The sequence below is a fragment of the Streptomyces sp. SS1-1 genome, from assembly GCF_008973465.1.
Taxonomy (GTDB): domain Bacteria; phylum Actinomycetota; class Actinomycetes; order Streptomycetales; family Streptomycetaceae; genus Streptomyces.
In genome coordinates, this window is the sequence record NZ_WBXN01000004.1 from 368,292 (window position 1) to 385,679 (window position 17,388).

Consider the following 17,388-nt stretch of genomic DNA (forward strand, 5'->3'; position numbering starts at 1 on the left):
GACTACGTCAAGGTGCGCTGGGCCCAGTCGGAGACGGCGCTCAGGCGGGCGGCTGCGACGGCGGGGGCGCCGGTGCGGGTGGGCTGGTCCACCTCGAAGTCGTGACCAGTCATGCCGCTCTCCTCCTCGACCACGCGAGCGATCCGATAGGCCAGCTTCATGATCTCCGCCGCGCGTGCTCCCGAATGCCGGTAGGCGATCTCGATGTTGGCCGTGTCCCCGCAGTAGTCGAGCTGGACACGTCCTGGCGGACCCAGCGTCTCGAGGGTGAGGCTGTACAGGTACTCCCCGGACTCGACAGGACCCATGTCCCGCGACACCCGTCGCAGAATCCGCTCCCACTCGCCTCGCTGCGCGTCGGTGAGCTGGAGCACGGGCAGCTCGGCGTCGAAGTCGAAGCCGGCGTTGAGACGCTCGAGCGTCTGCCGCAACGTCAGGCCCGGATGCACGCGCACGAGCGAAATGTCGTAGGTCACCGCACGAACCTACGCAGTCTCGCGTCGCCCGGCGACACAATAAACGCTCCGTCGGCCCGGCGTTCCCTCGATAGCGTGCTCGGCATGACGGCTGAGGACGAGGCACTGACCGGCGGGATGGTGAACGCGGGGGCGGTCTTCCGCCGGGGCGAGCTGGTGGACCGCCCGGCGCCGCCCAACGCGCGCGCCCTGCACGCTTATCTGCTCGCACTGAAGCGGCACGGCTTCGACGGGGCGCCGACGCCTGTGGGTCTGACGGCAGATGGCCGCGAGCAACTGACGTTCCTTCCGGGCGAGGTGGCACTTGCCGCCCTTTCCGGCCTGGGCCATGACGAGTACGGCCCTGACGTCGGTGGGCGGCCTGCTGCGTCGGCTGCACGAGACGAGCGCGACCGTCGCGATCGACACGGACGCGCAGTGGCCCCGGGATCTGGCCGATCCGGAAGGGGGGACGATGCTGTGCCACAACGACGTGTGCCCGGACAACGTCGTCTTCCGTGACGGCGGCGCCGCCGCCCTGATCGACTTCGACTTCGCGGCCCCGGGCCGTCCCCTCTGGGACATCGCCATGACCGCCCGCTACTGGGTCCCCATGCTCAACCCCGCGTCCGCCGCCGCTCTCTACCCCCTGGGGCTCGTTACGGCCGCCCGTCTTCGCACTCTCGCCGACGCCTACGGCCTCTCGGCGGAGGACCGCGCCGAGCTGCCCGCCGTCATCGAGCAGGCGACGGAGGTCTGCCGAGCCTTCGTCGCCCGCCGCGTGACCGACGGCGACCCGGTCTACCTCAAGGCGCTGGCAGAGCGGGGCGGTTGGGCGCGCTGGGACCGCATCCAGACCTGGCTGACCGACCACCGAGAGACGTTCGAGGCCACCCTCCTGGTGTGACCGGCGGTCGGTTCAGCGCTACAGCGCGATCCACTCGTTCGGTTCGCCGAACTGGCCGTTCCGGACGAAGCCGCTTATGACGGCCCATGCGTGAGCGGTGGACAGGACCACATCTCCCGTGAAGACGGCCGGTTCCTCCATGATCACGACCTCGACTTCGGCGTCGGATGCGACGGTTCCATCACCCACGTGGAGACACGATCCGCCGGACTCGTCGAAGCGGTGGACAATCGCGTGATCCCCTCGGAATCCCAGGGTCAGGTAGGGGAAGTCATCGCCTTGCAGGCCGGCTTCGAGGTACCCCTCGCCGGAAAGGCGCAGTTCCTCGAAATGCTGCGCGAGCCCTTCGACGGCCGAGTGCCCTGCAAGGTCAGGCAACTTCTGGAAGTTCAAGACGTCACCCAGGTCCTCTCGGCGGGAGAATTCGTTGGCGTCAAAGGACACGCGTGATCACCCTAGTCCGATGACAGAACCCAAGCACCGAATCCGAGCGCTGCACACGGATCGAACGATCACCGTCTACCAGGCCTACTCCCGCCAGATCGGTCTGCCGGCCGCCCGGGACGGGCGGTTCCCGGCTCTGTGGCAGCGGGACCGGATGACGTGGATCAAGCCGTCGTTCCTCTGGATGATGTACCGCTGCGGATGGGGCACCAAGGAAGGTCAGGAGACAGTGCTGGCCGTCGAGATCACGCGCGAGGGATTCGAGTGGGCGCTGAGTCACGCCTGCCTGTCCCACTACGAGCGTGGACTCCACACCGACCAGGCCGCGTGGAAACGCCAGTTGAAGCGGTCCCCTGCCCGGGTGCAGTGGGACCCCGAGCGCGATCTGCACCTCCAACCGCTTCCGTACCGGTCCCTGCAGCTCGGCCTCACCGGCGAGGCGTCTCATCGCTACGCCGACGAGTGGATCGTCTCCATATCCGATGTCACGCCGCTGGCCCAACGCATCCACGGACACGTGCGAGACGGGGACCTGGATGCCGCGCGGGGACTCCTCCCCGATGAACGCCCCTACCCCGTGAGTGACGGGGCGCTGGCCCACCTGCACCGCTAGCAGTCGCGGCCCAGCCCCAGCCCCCGCTCCGGCCCTTGGCTAGGCCGCCGGACGCGACCGCACCCAGGTGCCGTCCTCCGTCAGGTACGTCTCCACCGTCAGGCCCGCCTCCGCGAGAGCATCCTCGAACTGCTCCTTCGTCAGTGGTCGGGAGAGGAACGTCTGGGTCCAGGTGCCGTCCGGGAACTCGTACTCCACGAACACCGAGTTCGCCCCGTCACCCGTCGGCTCCGCCGACACCACCCGTACCGTGAAGCCACCGGGGTCGACTCGCTCGCGCGGCAGGTTCGCATGCCAGCCCTCGCCCTCCCTCTGGATCAGCACGCAGCCGCCCGGTGCGAGGTGTCGTACGCAGGCGCGCAGCAGTCCTCGCCGGACCTCGACGTCCGCCGCATGGACGAGGAACGATCCGAGCATCACGACGTCGAACGTCTCGCCCAGGTCGAGGCTCTCGATCGGGCTGCATATCGTCCGTGCCCCGCGGACGTGGTCCAGCATCTCCTGGGATTCGTCGACGGCCGTCACCGCGAAGCGCCGTTCCAGGAGGGGGTGGGTCACGCGTCCCACCCCGCACCCCAACTCCAGGATGCGCGCGCCCGGCGGCACCGCCGCCGTGACGACGTCCGGCTCCGCCCCGGCGGGCAATCGCCGGTACAGCTCGACCGCGCAACCGTCCGGGGTGATCGCACCGGGTCCGGTCCCCTGATATCCCGCCCGCATCTTCGTCTCCATGTCGGTGGAACGGGTCGGACCGGACAGCCGTTCCCCCAGCGCGCCGGTTCCACCTTTCGAGGTAATGAGCGGCACGTACCGACGTCACGAACGCAAGGCCGAGCCCTACCTCGCCTTCGCGGGCATCGCCGCGGCTCTCATCCGCTGTCGCCGCCTGGTTGACGGACCCATGTGATCTCCGGTCGGACGGGCGGCAGCGCCCAGGGATCCAGGACACCGCTCACCAGATCGGCCAAGAACTGAACCGCCCCACCGGTGTAGTGCCACCACGCACCGTTGCGCGAAGCGACGGTGACCGTCCATTCCTGCGGCCCGGCGGGGCGGGTGGTCCACAGGAAGTAGTCCCCCTGGTTGGAGACGGCCCAGGGAAGCAGGCCGCCCGGCGCGGGGTACGGATGCATCGGGACGGCCAAGTCGGCGTCCTCACACCACTCGGCGACGATCTCCAAGTCCTCGGTGTCCTCGGCCCAGGCGACTTCGGCACCCGGCGTCGGGCCGCCGACGCGCAGGAAGTCACTCAGCTCGAACGCCGGGTACAGCTCGCAGAGGAGCTTGTAGTCAGCGGGCAGAGCCGTCCCCAGCACGCTCTCCAGCCGTGGCCAGTCGACAACCACCGGTGTCGGCAGTCGGTGGGCCGCAAGCCCGGGCAGCTTCCCTTCCAGTTCCGCGACCGACTCAGCGGGGTCGGTCAAGCGGCGGCCTGGGGCCTGCGTCCCCACGAGATCGTCCACGCGAGCAGACTGCCACAGCGCACTCCCTCGTGATCACCAAGTCACCAAGTCGCCCGCTTCCATGGGCCCGTGGCCCGTCCGTCCTCATGGCGTGTCCCCTGAGTGGTAGAGGCGGCAGGCCATGCCGGGGCCGGGCCCGCGGGTCTCCCCCGCACCCACGTCGTAGAGAGCCCGGCCGCCCGGGAAGCGGCCGAGCTCCGTCGGCAGCGCCACACCCCCGTCGATCTCGTCGGCACGCCATCCGGTGATGTCCAGCAGCAAGCCGTCCAACGGCCCGCCTATCAGCGCCGCATAGGTGCGGTGGGGCAGAGGGCACGGGTGGGGGTCGTCGTGGTCGTGGCCGTAGACCCGGCCCCGCAGCAGTTGCTCATCGCCGTTCATGGCACCAGCCTCGCAGCCGCCACCGACAACGGCCGGTCACCCAGATCCACCGGCCCCCCGAACCGACATCGGCACCGGCACCGCGCACTTTGTTACTCACTTTCGGGTGAAGATCACCCCACTCCACGGCGTCCCCAATCCTCCCGAAACATCCCCACCCAGGTCACGCATGGGTTTCCGTGCTCCGCACCCCACTTGCGTCACACAAGCCCTCATAGATGAGCATTGCAGTCGAGAGTCATGGAAATATCCACAAACGGTAACAACGGGCACGCCGTCGCGCCGCTTCCCCCGCAACGTGGACAAATGGCGTCCGCGGCCAACCGGTCGCCCTCGCACACCGCACCGCTCCCGGGCAGCCATCCAGGCGTCCCGAGGGACGGTGTCCGCACCACCAGGGAGAACCTTTGTCCAGCTCCACCCGCACCCCCGCCTACATCACCGTGCGCCGCGTCGCCGCGGCCTCGCTCGCCACCGGCGCGCTCGTCTCGGCGATCACGCTGCCGGCCTCCGCCGCCGACCACTCCCGCCACCAGCGGGGACAGGTGGAGATCAGTGCGGTCCAGTACGACTCCCCCGGCCGTGACAACTACACCAACCGATCCCTGAACCGCGAATGGGTGGAGCTCACCAACACCACCCGCCGCGCCGTCAACCTGGACGGATGGACCCTGCGGAACCGGGACGGCGAGACCTACACCTTCGACCACTTCCGACTCGCCGGCCGCGCCACCGTCCGGATCCACACGGGCATCGGCCGCGACACCCGCACCGACCTCTTCCAGGACCTCCGTCACTACGTCTGGGACAACCGCTCCGACACGGCCACCCTCCGCAACGACCACGGGCGCCGCGTCGACAGCGAGTCGTGGGGTTACGAGCGCCACGGAGACAAGCACCGTCACGGCGACAAGCACCGCCACGGGGACAAGCACCGCCACGGTGACAGCCAGCACCACGGCCGGTACCAGCACCAGCGCTGACCATCGGCGCGGTCCGTGAGCTGAAGTCCCCCATCCACGCTGCGACCCGACCCACCTGAGTGCACCCGGCCTCCCACGGCCGGGTGCACTCGCGTGCGTGCGGGCGCTCACCGTTTCGAGACGCGGGAGCGCGAACGCATCGAGGCGGAGGTAGTGGCCGTCCGCAGCGCCCCAGCGCCGGATGTGGGGGCTCCCGTACTCATTCTCAACGGGGAGAAGAACACCTTGTCCCGGGCCGGCGGGGCCGACTTCGCTCGCGCTCATCAGCGGGCCCGTGATCGATCCGTGTCGGCGGAAAGGCCGGCTCGTCGACGCCCCCCGCTGGATACGGGGGGTGCCGACGAGCGTGCGGCTACTTCAGCTTGACGGCGTCGCCCGTCGAGACGACCCGCGCCGTGGTGATCGTGCCGGGGAAGAAGTACCTCCAGCTGCCCGCCGAGGTGGCGGTGACCTTGGTGCGGAGCTTGCCGGAGCTGTCCGTCTTCACCGTCTTGACGGTGCTGTAGTGGGCGGCTCCCGCCTTCCTGTACTGCAGCTTCACCGTCTGCCCGGTGAAGCCGTGATACTTCAGGTCCTCCCAGTTCGCACGGGAGAGCTTGCCCGTGATCGTGAGGGAGGCGCCCTTGGCCACCGGCTCGGGCGTCGCGTCCGTCGTGAGCTTCGACGCCCGCTTCATCTTGAACTCGGCGATGTGGTCGGAGATCCAGTAGTCACCGTCGTTGGCCTTGACGGTGGCGTTGACCTGCCACACCCCGGCGATGGTGTTGATGTCGCCGGGCACGCTGTCCGGGAGCCAGCCCGGGGCGACCGTCATCGTGGCCGTGCACACCGACGTGGTGGAGCTCTTCTTCTCGCACCGGGTGCCCGTCCAGTCGCTGAAGCCCCAGCCCTTGGACGTGTTGAAGACGCTGACGTCGGTCAGGCCCTTGACTCCGGAGTTGTCCTTGATCGTGATGGCGATCGGGTACGTGACCCGCGCCGAGGTGCCGATGATGACGTTGTTGCCGCTGTTCACGACGGTCTTGGTGACCCCTACGTCCCCGCGGCCCTCGGCGTGCGCCCCCGTCGCGCACAGCAGCGTCAGCGCCGCCGCACTCGCCACGGCGCCGATCGCTCTGGCCCGTCCACCCGCCGCGGCCGTACCGGCCGCACCGGCCGTTCTGCCTCGCATGATCCCTCCCCTGTGATGTGGGAGGCGAGGCTACACAGCCAACTGGGCTGCCGGCGCGGCAGGGTGGGCGACGGCTGCGCGTACACCGCGCGGGTCAGGAGTACAGCGCGACGGCTCCGCCCCAGAGCGCGCCCGGGTTCAGGCGGTCGGGGAAGCGGTCCAGCATGGCGTTGAAGAAGCCGAGCGCGTCGTCGTGCTGCCCGAGAAGTTCGTCGGCGGTGTCGAGGTAGAGCCGGGTCTCGGTGAGCGCGCGAGTCGCGTCGTCGTCCAGGGCCTTGTTCTTGTGCCCGGTGACGATCCGGCGGGGCCGCAGTTCCTCGACGATGTCGATCGCCTTGCGCCAGGCGTCGCGGCCGCCGTTCCCTGACTCGGCGAGGTACTGGTGCACGCCGTTGTAGACGACGTCTCCCGCCACGACGAGGTCGAGGTCGGGGACGTGCAGGACGCTGGTCTCGTCGGTGTCGCTGTGCCCGACCTCCACGATGACGAGGTCATGGCCTTCGAGGGTGAACCGGTTGCCCGGCACGGTGACGGCGGTGACGGGCGCGTCCGGGATCTGCCCCGGGAACAGCCGGTCCCAGAACTGCGGGCGGATGGAGACGTTGCGGTGCATCTCCTTGATCGTGCCCTCGGAGGCGACGACCTGGGCGCCGAAACGTTCCGCCAGGAGACCCGCCGTGAACCAGTGGTCGCCGTGACCATGGGTGGCGAAGACATGGGTCAGGTTCTTGCCGGTGGCCTCGACCCAGTCCGCGACCGCCTCCGCCTGTTCCGAGGTCAGCGGCGGATCCACCAGGACGGCGTCCCGCTCCCCGTGGACGAGGGTGACGGACAGGGGCGAGAACATCCTCCGGTCCCCGTTGGGGACGAGATCCGTGACGTTCTGCGGGATCGGGTCGGCGACGAAGACGTCGTAGGCGAGAGGGCTGCTGGTGGACATGGTGGGTTCCTAACTGACAGGGCCGTCGCCGGCGGCGCGGCCGGACGACCGGTCGGCAGCGGCGGCGGCGAGGGCGGCGTGATACGCCGGGCCCCGGATGATCGTGACGGCGTTCTGGTCGACCGGCTCGCCTCGCTCGTCACGGAATTCGAGGTGTACGGGCCGCTCCCCGCCGGCCGCGTACACGACGCCCTGGCCCGTCTCCTGAGGACGGTGCCGGTCCCCCCAGGCACTGAGGGCGGCGAGCACCGGCAGCACATCGCGGCCGGCCTGCGTGAGGACGTACTCCTCACGGCTGCGCTCACCCTCTTCCTGATAGGTCACGCGCTCCAGAAGACCGGCGTCCACGAGATCGCCGAGCCGCTGGCCGAGGGTCGCGTTCGGGATGCCGATGCGCTGGAACTCCGCGAAACGCGTACGCCCGAGGAACGCCTCGCGCAGCAACAGAAGGTTCCACTTCTGCCCCAGGACGGCGAGCGTGCGGGCGATCGAGCAGTACCGGTTCGCGGGGAGTGACATGGCGTCCATGACTCCCATGGTACGCAGACTCTGAAAAATGAACACAGCATCTGGCATCAATTTTTGTATTCAGGGTCACAGTCCCTGGCGGGAGGGCCGGACAGCCGCCTCGGAGCGGCTCCGATCAGTCGTCCTCGGTCGCCGCGGCCGGCACCTCGCACGCACGCAGGGTCATCACCCCCGCGTCCCGGCTCGCCACTATGGCGAACGGGAACCGGTCCCGTTCGAGGCAGAGGGCGACGTCGTCCGGGTGGACGCCCGCGCGTACGCCCGTCACCAGTTCCTCGGCGGCACGTGACGTGGCGGCCCGATGGAGGAAGGGGGCGGCCTGCTCGGCCGCTCCGGCCGGGGCGCCGCCGGCAGCCCGCAGCGCGATGTACTGCGCGCACGCGAGATCCTCCTCGGCCCGCCCGTCCTCCCCCGTGACCACGAACGTGACCGCCTCGCGGGCACGCGACCGCAGAAGCAGAGCCGTGGCCTCCGCCACCACGAAGCCGGCGCAGAGCACCAGCGACGCGTCCTTGACCGCGAGGGCGCCGACCGTCCCGGCCGTGGTCTTCTGTACGACCTTCCGCCCGCTCAGGTCCATCGACCGCAGCATGCCGGGTGAGTTGACCATGTCGAAGCCGGGCGCGGGCGGGCCGTCCTTGATCGCCACCCAGTCCGGGTGGCGCGCCTTGAGGGCCAGGGCCTCGTCCAGCGACTCGGCGAGCACGATCCGCTCAGCTCCCCGTGCGAACGCCCACGCGGTCACCGTGAAGGCGCGCATCACGTCGATCACGACCGCGACGGAGGGGACTTGGGTCAGTTCGGCGATGCCGACGTAGCGAGTGTCCATGCGGTCATGCTCATGGATGACCAGGGCCTGCCGCCTGCCATTTGCCGTCCCCGGCGGCGCCGGGCCCGGGTCCGGACGGCCACCCGGCGTGTGGAAACCTGACGCCCATGACCGCTGCCGCTGCCGCCCCCATCGACTGGCCGTCCCTCGCGGCCGACGGGTTCCCGTTCCCCGAGCACATACCTGCCTCCCGGCTCGTCGACGAGCTGGCGGCCGCGCTGGTGTCGCCCGACCCCGGGGTCCGTGACGACGGGGCCTACACCGCGGCCGCCCGCTGGATCAGGGAGGGGCGTCTCGACGCCGTCCTGGAGGAACTCGGGGACTCGGCCGCCGGCCGGTTCACGCATCCCGGGACACAGGCCCGCACTTTCGCGCCGTTGATCATCTGCTTGGTGCTGACGCGTGCGGCCGGGGTCTCCGCTCTCGTTCCGCGGCAGGCCGCCGAGCGCTGGTACGCCGCCTTCTCGGCCTGGTACCCGAACGAGCGGGACACCCGCGGCTGGGACGACTCCCTGGGCTGGCTGCACGCCGTCGCCCATGGCGCCGACGCCGCCGCGGCGTTCGCGAAGGTCCTCCCCCACCGCCGTACGGACCTGCTCGACCTGTGCGCGCGGAGGGTGACGGAGCCTCAGACCGACTACCGGTACGCGCAGTTGGAGGATGCCCGGCTGGCCCGGGCGCTGGTACGGGTGCTTCAGGCACCCGGTCTGTCGGCCGAGGAGGCCACCGGCTGGCTGGACGTGATGGCCGAGGCGCTGGAGGGCGGCGGGCCCGGCCCCGTGCCGGTGTGGGCGTTCAACACGTTCGCCACCCTGCAGTCCCTCCATCTGCATCTGACGCGGGGCGTCGCCGACGAGGACGCCCCTCCGCACGCTCCGGCGGTCGCCGCCCGCGTCGCCGACCTCCTGCGTCTGCCCTATCACTGGCTCGCCTGACGCGGAGCACGGGCTCGTCCGGCCGAAGCGGCGCCTCCTCTCCCCCACCGGCCCCTTTTGTCCTCTGGCCAACGCGCGTAGACAAGGGCACCATCGTCACCGCACCACCTGCACCACCTGCACCGCCGCCCCGCCCCACAGGAAGCACGGCCCCAGCAGGAAGGCTCCGACACATGAAGGTCGCTCCCTCGCCGAAGCTCCGCTCGGCACTCACCGCACTCGCTCTGGTCGTCGCCCCCGGCGTCGCCGTCATCGGCACCGCCGGTGAGGCGTCGGCCGTGAGCAAGATCAGTCATGCCACCGCCACCTCGATGTTCCGGCAGGCCGGCATCACCTGGTCCTCGTCCGGCGGCTGCTCGGACCGCAACGTCTCCACCTGTACGTCGTTCGAGCAGCTCAACCTCGCCACCGCCCAGGGCGCCCAGACCCTCAAGGGCGCCAGTGGCTGCGCGCTGAACATCACCGGTGGCACCGAGACCGGTCACGCCTCGGGGACGTACTCGCACTGGAACGGCTACAAGCTGGACTTCGGCAAGAACACGTGCGTGACCAACTACGTGAAGAACACCTTCAGTTACATCGGTGTCCGCGGTGACGGGGCCCCGCAGTGGCGTTCCGGAGCCGGCAACGTGTACGCCGACGAGGGCAACCACTGGGACGTCACCTTCTACAACTGCGGCGGCTGCTGAGCACGCGGCCCGGCCTGTCCGCCGAACCGGCCGGACAGGCCCCCGCCCCGCCCACGATCGTCGGTCAGGCCAGGCCGAACTTCTCGGCGTGCACCTGGTGGGCGGGGACCCGCAGCTCCCGCAGGCCGGTCAGGACGGCGGTCGTCATGGCGGGTGGGCCGCAGACGTACACGTCGCGTTCGGTGACGTCGGGGACCAGCTGATGCAGGCTCTGCGCGCCGAACGGCGGTGCCCCGGCCTCGCCGGTCCGGCCCGTGAGCAGGTGGAGCCGTCCGCCGCGCCGCTCCACCAGGCGGCGCACCTCGTCCAGGAGGACGGCGTCGGCCTCGCTGCGGACGCGGTACAGGACGACGACGTCCCCGGTGGTCCGCTCCTCCAGCATGGCCCGGACCGGGGTGATGCCGACGCCGCCGGCGATGAGCAGGGCGCTGGGCCGGGTGCGGTGCAGGGCGGTGAAGGCGCCGTAGGGGCCCTCGACGAAGGCGCGGCTGCCGACGGGGATGCTCCGCAGTCCGGCGCTGGTGCTGCCGACCGCCTTGGCGGTGAGGCGCAGTCCGCGTCCGTCGGGGGCGGCGGAGAGGGAGAAGGGGTTGGCGAGCCACCAGTGGTGGTGTCCGGGGAACCGCCAGATGCAGAACTGCCCGGCGCGGGCGGGGAGTTTGTCGAGGTGGCGGCCGGTGACGTACACGGAGACCACGGTGTCGGACTCGGGGACGACGGCCGCCACGGTGAACCGGTGGTAGGCGTTGCGCCACAGCGGCAGGACGAGACGCCCGGTCAGCAGCGCGCCGAAGGCGAACAGCCACAGGACCCACCAGTAGGCGGTGGCGAACGACGAGGAGGTGAAGGTCGTCGTCTCCCTTAGCTGGTGGACGAAGGCGAGGCCGAGGGCGACGTAGAGGGTGAGGTGCAGCCCGTGCCAGACCTCGTACGGCAGGCGCCGGCGCAGCGGCCGGGTGGAGACGGCGGCGATGACGACGAGGACTGCGGCGGCGAGCATGCCGAGCAGGGAGGCCGGGACGCCGCTGAGTGCGACGAACGTCTTGGCCATGGTGGTGTCGTCGAGGGTGGCGTAGCCGAGGACGACGAGGGTGGCGTGGGTGAGGACGGTCCACAGCAGGGCGAAGCCGACCCAGCGGTGCCACACGGTGAGGCGGTCCATGCCGATCCGGCGGTCCAGCCAGGGCAGCCGGGCCACCAGCAGCAGTTGGAGGAACATCAGCAGGGCCGCGTGCAGTCCGAAGAACTTGGCGACGGTGAGCACGTCGTTCTTGCCGGAGCCGGAGGCGATGAACAGCGACTCGACGACCACGACGTTGACGAGGACGAACGCCCACATCACCCGGCGGGCCACGGTCACCGGTGGGAGGGTGCCGGTCCTGATCTCGTTGGTCGCCGCCGTCATCGTCGTCCTCGTTCCCCCGTGGCCGCAGTCCGTGCGACCGTGTGCCCACACCGGTGAAGACCGGGAGGTCCGCCCGGACCCCGCCCCCGATCGCGTAAGAATACGGCGGGGAGACGGGTTCCGTTCAGGCCGGAACCGTGCGATCTGGCGGCCTTTTTCACCTTCGGGGCGCCTGGTTCGGCAGGGTGGTCAGTAGGGCAGTCCTTCGGTGACCGCGCGGAGGGCGGCGTGCAGGCAGGCGGCGAGCGCGTCGGCCGACGTCTCGCCTCCGTTCGCGCACTTCGCCGCGTAGTCCTCGGCCGCGATGCGCAGGGCCCCGTTGACCATGCTGGCGTGCACCTTGACCTGGAGCCGGTCGGCGCCGGTGCCGGCGCGGGCGGCGAGGAGGCCGGCGATGACGGGCAGGGCGTCGTCGTGGGCCTGCAACCAGACGGCCCGGAGCGCCGGTTCGTCGACGGTCATGCGGATCAGGTCCAGGACGGCCGGGTCGACGGGGGGAAGGGTGCCCCGCCGGCAGGAGTCGGTGAGGTAGTCCAGCAGCCGTACGCCGGGCGGCCAGTGGCGTAGCTGGTCCGTGGCGGCGTCGAGCCCGGCGGTCAGCAGCGGGCGTACGCAGCTCTCCTTGGTCGGGAAGTGGCGCCACAGGGTGCGGGCCGAGATGCCCACGCACTGGGCTATCTGTTCGCCGGTCGTCCCGGTGACCCCCTGGCCGGCGAACAGGCTCACGGCGGCCCGGGCGATCTCCAACCGGAGGGCGGCTCTGCGGCGTTCGGCCAGCGGTGGCGCGACCCCCGGTTCGCTCATCGCGGTCACGGTTCCGGATGCCTCGCCCACTGTCGCCGCCCCATCTCACTGCGTCACCGATCACCGCAGCATAGTGGCGCTCCCCCAACTGACACATGCAGACGTCTTGTCACTGAGTGACACCCACTCCTACTCTCCAGTAGCTGACTCGCGAGTAAGTCCCTTGCCGCGCGAGCCGGTTCTCTCGTCGTTCTCCCCACGGCCTCCCGGGCCGAGGCCACGCGCCTTTCGACGAAGCAAGGAGTGAGCCGCATGACGCACACCGCACCGACCCCTGCCCCCGAGCCCTCGGCCAGATCCGCCCCCGCACGCCCCACGCCCGGAGCCCGGAGCCTGATGTGCGCCCTGGCCGTCGCCGCCTGCCTGGGCGCCCAGGCCATACCCGCGGCGGCCGCTGAGCCGGGCCCCGTCGTCTCGCGCGGCGTCACCATCCCGGCCTTCTACCAGCCGCCGGCCACGCTGCCCGCCGCCGACGGGGCGGTCGTGCGCACCGAGCCGCTGCGCCTGGCGCTGAGCCTGCCCGGGCTCGACGGCCGCCCGCTGCCCGGCACCGCGACCCGCCTGATGTACAAGTCGACCGACGCCAACGGCCGGCCCGTCGCGGTCACCGGCGCCTACATCGAACCCTCGGCCCGCTGGAAGGGCGGCGGCCCCCGTCCCGTCGTCGCCGTGGCACCCGGCACCATGGGCCAGGGCGACCAGTGCGCGGCGTCCCTCGGGCTGGAGAAGCCGATCACCTTCAACGGGCAGACCGTGTCCGTCGGGTACGAGGACATCGCGGTCTACCGGCTGCTCGCCACCGGCGTCGCCGTCGTCGTCACCGACTACGTCGGCCTCGGCGCCACCGACCGGGTGCACACCTACGTCAACCGCGTCGAGGGCGGCCACGCCCTGCTCGACGCCGTGCGCGCGGCCCGCGCCCTGCCCGGGTCCTCCGTCTCCGCGGACTCCCCCGTCGGCCTGTACGGGTACAGCCAGGGAGGCGGCGCCAGCGCCTCGGCCGCCGAACTCCAGCCCACGTACGCCCCCGACGTCGTCCTGGCCGGCGCCTACGCGGGCGCGCCGCCCGCCGACCTCGTCGCCGTGACCAAGGGCATCGACGGCAGCGCGCTGGCGGGCGCCCTCGGCTGGTCGATCAACGGCTTCCTGCAGAACACGCCCGAACTGCGGGCCATCGCCGAAGCGCACCTCAACAACGCCGGCCGCAAGGCGCTGGCCGACCTGTCCACGGCCTGCGTCGGGGACGCCATCCTCGGCTACGGCTTCCGCAAGAGCACCTCGTGGACGAGCGACGGCACGTCCCTCAACGACGTCGTGAAGGCCGAACCGCTGCTGCAGAAGGTCATCGACGACCAGCGCATCGGCCGCCGTACGCCGGCCGCCCCGGTGCGCGTGGCCACCGGCGTGAAGGACGACATCGTGCCGCACGGCCAGGCCCGGCAGCTCGCCGTCGACTGGTGCGCGAAGGGCGCCGACGTCACCTACAAGCCCATCCGGCTGCCCAACCTCGGCAACAGACTGCTCACCAACCACCTGGCACCGCTGCTCCTCGACCAGGGCGACGCCGTCGACTGGCTCAAGGACCGCCTCTCCGGCACCCCGGCCGCCTCCAACTGCCGTTCCCTGCCGCTCCAGCCCTGACCGGCGGGGCACCCCGGACAGCCGAGCCGCACGCCACCCCACTCCGCGTGCGGCTCGGCGCCGTACCTGTCAGAAACGGAGCCCTTACGGAGCCTCGCGCTGCAGCACGCGATGCGCCGCCTCCGCCTCCGCCGCGGGCGGGGAGAGTTCGTCCAGGGTGTCGAGCTCGTCGTCGAACTCCAGCTCCCACTCCCATGCCGCCGCGAGGCGCTCCTGATCCTGTCGCGACCTGTCGCCGACCGCTCGGCGGTGCTCCGGGTCCAGGGCCGCGAGGAATCGTCCGACCGTGTCCGTGGCCATGTCCGCTCCTTGTCACCTGAGAGGTGCCGACCTCCCCAGCATGACGGAAGGCCCGCCGGTCGGCCGCTCGGCGGCATCACGCCCGTGAACCCCGCACCCCGTGGCCGGGATCAGTCGGCGCGAAAATCGCCTTGCCCAATGGTCAAGAAACGTTGACCATTGCTCGCATGCCCACCGACGACATCCCCGAGACGTTCCACGTCACCACGGACGAGCAGTTGCGCGCGGTCTCCAACCTCACCCGGCACCGGATCATGGCCGTGCTCCGCTTCGAGCCGGCGACGATCACGCAGATCGCCGAGCGGGTCGGCCTCGCCAAGGGAAGCTCCAGCTACCACGTGCGGCTCCTGGAGCGCGCCGGACTGGTGAGGGTGGTGCGCACCCGGAAGGTGCGGGGTGTCACCGAGCGGTACTACGCCATGGCCGCCCGGGCGATCGTGCTGCCCGACCCGGGCGAGGGCGCTCCGGACGTGCTGATGCGGCACGCCGTGGCGGACCTGGAGGCCTCGTCGCCGGACGCCGAGCGGCACGTACGGATGGCGCATCTGCGGCTCACCGACGAGCAGTTCGCGGAGCTGGGGGCCCGGTTGCAGGCGCTGGCGGACGAGTACCGGGAACTGTCCGATCCCGCGCTGCCGGACGTCACGCTCGCCTTCGCGCTGTTCCGTCCGGCTCCGGTCCGCACGACGGAAGGGGACGCCGAGTGAAGGCGGGATCAGGGAAGTCGACGGCCGGGTTCGGGCGGCTGTGGGCCGCGCAGACGACCTCCTCGCTCGGTGACGGCGTCACACACGCCGCGCTGCCGCTGCTCGCGCTGACACTGACACGGGACCCGATGACGCTGGCCGCCGTCACGGCCGCGGGGACCCTGCCGTGGCTGCTCTTCGGCGTGCTCGGCGGTGCCCTGGTGGACCGTTGGGACCGGCGGCGCACGATGTGGGTGACGGACGCGGCCCGCGCGGTGCTGCTCGGGGCGGCCGCGGCCGCGGCCGTGCTCGACGTGCTGAGCATTCCCCTGCTCGCGGCCGTCGCCTTCCTGCTCGGCGTCGGCGGGCTCTTCTTCGACACCGCCGCCACCGCCTATCTGCCGGACCTCCTGCGCCGCGACCCCGCGCTCCTGGAGCGCGCCAACTCCCGTCTGCGCGGCGCGCAGACCGCCATGTCCGGGTTCGCGGGGCCGCCCGCGGGCAGTGCCCTGCTCACCTTCGGGCGGGCGTTCCCGCTGCTCGCCGACGCGGTGTCGTTCCTGGTCTCCGCCGTGCTGGTCCGTTCGCTGCCCGCCATGCCCCGGCCCGCGCCGGACGTCCGCGAGTCGCTGCTCCGGCAGGCGCGGGCCGGAGCCTCGTACGTCTTCCGGAACCGGCTGCTGCTCGGGCTCGCGCTGCGCCCGGCGGTCGGGAACATCGCCTTCCTCGCGGTGGAGACCGTCCTCGCCCTCTTCGCGCACGAGCGCCTCGGCATCGACACCTACGGTTTCGGTCTGCTCCTCACGGCGGAGGCCACCGGCGGCCTGCTCGGGGCGGGCATCGCCTCCTTCCTCGGCCGGCGGCTCGGCACCGGAACGGCACTGACCTGCACGGCCGCCGCCGAGGGGCTTGCCATCCTGGGGCTGGCCGCCGCCCCGAACGCGTACGTGGCCGGGCTCGCGCTCGCCGTCTGCGGGGTCGGCATGGGCGCCACGATGGTGCTCGGGCCCTCGCTGCGCCAGGCGATCGTTCCGGCCCACCTCATGGGCCGGGTCGCGTCCACCTCCCGCATGCTGGCCATGTGCGCCGCCCCCGTCGGAGCCGTCGTCGGCGGCTGGCTGGCCACCGCGTACGACGTCCGCGCCCCGCTCTACGCCGCCGGTGCCCTCCTGCTGTCGATGACCGCCGTCACGGCGTCCATGACCACCAACCGCCGGGTGGAGGCGGCGCTGCGTGCCGTCGCACCGAATCGCCGCGAGGACGCCGCCCGGGAGCCGGTGGCGGCCCGGTCCTGACGCCTCACTCAGGCGGGCGTCACCCCTCGCCCATCGTCCTCGCCGCCGCCTCGGCGAAGTCGTGGACGAGAGGGGACCGGCGGGTGGCCGGCCAGGCCAGCGCCACCTCGCTCGGGCCGATGTCCCGTACGGGTACGGGCACCACGTCGGACCGGGTGTAGAACGTGGCGGTGGACAGCGGCAGGACGCAGACGCCGGCGCCGGACGCGACCAGTTCCAGCTTCTCCTCGACCTGGTGGATCACCGGCACCTCCGGGCGGTGCCCGTCGCGCAGCTCCAGGGCCACGTCACGCCATTCGGGGACGGCGTCCGGGTCCTGGAGGAGGTGCTCGGCGGCCAGGTCGGCGGCGGACAGCGAGGCGCGGCCGGCCAGGGCGTGCCCCAGCGGCAGCATGACCACGCGGGGCTCGCGGAAGAGCGGCCGTACCTCGATGCCCTGCCGGTCGACGGGCAGCCGGACCAGCCCGATGTCCGCGCGGCCGTCGCGCAGCACCTCCACCTGGCTGGCCCAACTGGTGCGCAGCAGGCGGACGTCGACTCCGGGGTGCCGTTCGGCGAAGGCCGTCATGGCCGGGGTGACGGTGATGCCGGGCATGAAGCCGACGGTGAGGGTGGGGGTGTCGCGTGCCGCCGTGGCGACGCGCCGCAGCAGGGCGTCGGCGGAGGCCAGCAGGGGGACGGCGTCCTCCAGGAGTTGCCGGCCGGCCGGGGTGAGCCGGGTGCCGCGCCGGCTCCGGTCGAAGACCTCGGTGCCCAGGTCGTCCTCCAGGCTCCGGATCTGCCGGGACAGCACCGGCTGCGCGATGTGCAACCGCTCGGCGGCCCGCCCGTAGTGCAGTTCCTCGGCCACGGCCACGAAGTACCGCAGCTTGCGCAGGTCGAGGTCCACAGGGCTCGCCCTTCCTTCCGGTCGTTCAGG

Annotated in this window: 20 protein-coding genes and 2 pseudogenes; 9 read left to right on the plus strand and 13 right to left on the minus strand. The window is 71.3% G+C overall.

The window, feature by feature from the left end:
* Positions 1-2: 2 nt before the first annotated feature.
* Complete coding sequence (locus tag F8R89_RS02665) at positions 3-476, minus strand: hypothetical protein (protein ID WP_151782418.1); 474 nt, start codon at positions 474-476, stop codon at positions 3-5.
* An 84-nt stretch (positions 477-560) separates the two neighbouring features.
* On the opposite strand from F8R89_RS02665, the pseudogene F8R89_RS02670 reads away from it, so the two are divergent.
* Positions 561-1,362: pseudogene (locus F8R89_RS02670) on the plus strand (phosphotransferase).
* A gap of 18 nt (positions 1,363-1,380) precedes the next feature.
* Here the strand turns inward: F8R89_RS02670 and F8R89_RS02675 are convergent.
* Positions 1,381-1,806, minus strand: coding sequence for a hypothetical protein (locus F8R89_RS02675; protein ID WP_225994310.1), 426 nt, complete (start codon positions 1,804-1,806; stop codon positions 1,381-1,383).
* 19 nt (positions 1,807-1,825) lie between these two features.
* Between F8R89_RS02675 and F8R89_RS02680 the strand changes: the two genes are divergently transcribed.
* The gene (locus F8R89_RS02680) at positions 1,826-2,419 is read left to right on the plus strand and encodes a DUF4291 domain-containing protein (RefSeq protein ID WP_151782419.1); all 594 of its coding nucleotides are present in this window, start codon (positions 1,826-1,828) and stop codon (positions 2,417-2,419) included.
* Between the two features lie 39 nt (positions 2,420-2,458).
* On the opposite strand, the gene F8R89_RS02685 is transcribed toward F8R89_RS02680, so the two are convergent.
* From F8R89_RS02685 to F8R89_RS02695, 3 genes are all read right to left on the minus strand, one after another.
* Complete coding sequence (locus F8R89_RS02685) at positions 2,459-3,139, minus strand: class I SAM-dependent methyltransferase (protein ID WP_151782420.1); 681 nt, start codon at positions 3,137-3,139, stop codon at positions 2,459-2,461.
* 149 nt (positions 3,140-3,288) lie between these two features.
* The gene (locus tag F8R89_RS02690) at positions 3,289-3,882 is read right to left on the minus strand and encodes an SMI1/KNR4 family protein (RefSeq protein ID WP_151782421.1); all 594 of its coding nucleotides are present in this window, start codon (positions 3,880-3,882) and stop codon (positions 3,289-3,291) included.
* An 84-nt stretch (positions 3,883-3,966) separates the two neighbouring features.
* Positions 3,967-4,263, minus strand: a complete 297-nt coding sequence (locus tag F8R89_RS02695) for a hypothetical protein (protein ID WP_151782422.1) — start codon at positions 4,261-4,263, stop codon at positions 3,967-3,969.
* 407 nt (positions 4,264-4,670) lie between these two features.
* On the opposite strand from F8R89_RS02695, the gene F8R89_RS02700 reads away from it, so the two are divergent.
* A complete protein-coding gene (locus F8R89_RS02700) occupies positions 4,671-5,246 on the plus strand; it encodes a lamin tail domain-containing protein (RefSeq protein ID WP_225994311.1) in 576 nt (191 codons plus the stop codon).
* A gap of 183 nt (positions 5,247-5,429) precedes the next feature.
* Positions 5,430-5,522, plus strand: a pseudogene (locus F8R89_RS36555) (alpha/beta hydrolase); the annotation flags it as partial.
* Positions 5,523-5,598: 76 nt separating this feature from the next.
* Here the strand turns inward: F8R89_RS36555 and F8R89_RS02710 are convergent.
* From F8R89_RS02710 to F8R89_RS02725, 4 genes are all read right to left on the minus strand, one after another.
* On the minus strand, positions 5,599-6,417 hold the full coding sequence (locus tag F8R89_RS02710) for a hypothetical protein (RefSeq protein WP_225994312.1): 819 nt from the start codon (positions 6,415-6,417) through the stop codon (positions 5,599-5,601).
* 94 nt (positions 6,418-6,511) lie between these two features.
* Positions 6,512-7,357, minus strand: a complete 846-nt coding sequence (locus tag F8R89_RS02715) for an MBL fold metallo-hydrolase (protein ID WP_151782423.1) — start codon at positions 7,355-7,357, stop codon at positions 6,512-6,514.
* 9 nt (positions 7,358-7,366) lie between these two features.
* Positions 7,367-7,885, minus strand: a complete 519-nt coding sequence (locus tag F8R89_RS02720) for a winged helix-turn-helix transcriptional regulator (protein WP_225994313.1) — start codon at positions 7,883-7,885, stop codon at positions 7,367-7,369.
* A gap of 115 nt (positions 7,886-8,000) precedes the next feature.
* Positions 8,001-8,714: a 2-phosphosulfolactate phosphatase gene (locus tag F8R89_RS02725; protein WP_151782424.1), complete on the minus strand. Its 714-nt coding sequence runs from the start codon at positions 8,712-8,714 to the stop codon at positions 8,001-8,003.
* A gap of 107 nt (positions 8,715-8,821) precedes the next feature.
* Here F8R89_RS02725 and F8R89_RS02730 point away from each other — a divergent pair, with 107 nt between their 5' ends.
* Both F8R89_RS02730 and F8R89_RS02735 read left to right on the plus strand, forming a co-directional pair.
* Positions 8,822-9,649 carry a DUF2785 domain-containing protein gene (locus F8R89_RS02730; protein WP_151782425.1) on the plus strand — a complete coding sequence of 276 codons (828 nt, stop codon included), beginning with the start codon at positions 8,822-8,824 and terminating at the stop codon, positions 9,647-9,649.
* A gap of 173 nt (positions 9,650-9,822) precedes the next feature.
* A complete protein-coding gene (locus F8R89_RS02735; protein ID WP_151782426.1) occupies positions 9,823-10,338 on the plus strand; it encodes a hypothetical protein in 516 nt (171 codons plus the stop codon).
* Positions 10,339-10,402: 64 nt separating this feature from the next.
* Here F8R89_RS02735 and F8R89_RS02740 read toward each other — a convergent pair whose 3' ends face one another.
* Positions 10,403-11,743, minus strand: a complete 1,341-nt coding sequence (locus F8R89_RS02740; RefSeq protein WP_192806030.1) for a ferric reductase-like transmembrane domain-containing protein — start codon at positions 11,741-11,743, stop codon at positions 10,403-10,405.
* Positions 11,744-11,932: 189 nt separating this feature from the next.
* Positions 11,933-12,547, minus strand: a complete 615-nt coding sequence (locus F8R89_RS02745; protein WP_151782427.1) for a TetR/AcrR family transcriptional regulator — start codon at positions 12,545-12,547, stop codon at positions 11,933-11,935.
* Between the two features lie 336 nt (positions 12,548-12,883).
* Between F8R89_RS02745 and F8R89_RS02750 the strand changes: the two genes are divergently transcribed.
* The gene (locus F8R89_RS02750; protein ID WP_225994609.1) at positions 12,884-14,188 is read left to right on the plus strand and encodes a lipase family protein; all 1,305 of its coding nucleotides are present in this window, start codon (positions 12,884-12,886) and stop codon (positions 14,186-14,188) included.
* Between the two features lie 84 nt (positions 14,189-14,272).
* Here the strand turns inward: F8R89_RS02750 and F8R89_RS02755 are convergent, their stop codons facing one another.
* The gene (locus F8R89_RS02755) at positions 14,273-14,488 is read right to left on the minus strand and encodes a hypothetical protein (RefSeq protein ID WP_151782429.1); all 216 of its coding nucleotides are present in this window, start codon (positions 14,486-14,488) and stop codon (positions 14,273-14,275) included.
* 167 nt (positions 14,489-14,655) lie between these two features.
* On the opposite strand from F8R89_RS02755, the gene F8R89_RS02760 reads away from it, so the two are divergent.
* Both F8R89_RS02760 and F8R89_RS02765 read left to right on the plus strand, forming a co-directional pair.
* Positions 14,656-15,195, plus strand: a complete 540-nt coding sequence (locus tag F8R89_RS02760) for an ArsR/SmtB family transcription factor (RefSeq protein ID WP_151782430.1) — start codon at positions 14,656-14,658, stop codon at positions 15,193-15,195.
* Complete coding sequence (locus F8R89_RS02765; RefSeq protein WP_151782431.1) at positions 15,192-16,469, plus strand: MFS transporter; 1,278 nt, start codon at positions 15,192-15,194, stop codon at positions 16,467-16,469. Before F8R89_RS02760 ends, F8R89_RS02765 begins: the two co-directional genes overlap by 4 nt.
* A gap of 19 nt (positions 16,470-16,488) precedes the next feature.
* On the opposite strand, the gene F8R89_RS02770 is transcribed toward F8R89_RS02765, so the two are convergent.
* Complete coding sequence (locus tag F8R89_RS02770; RefSeq protein ID WP_151782432.1) at positions 16,489-17,358, minus strand: LysR family transcriptional regulator; 870 nt, start codon at positions 17,356-17,358, stop codon at positions 16,489-16,491.
* Positions 17,359-17,388: the final 30 nt, after the last annotated feature.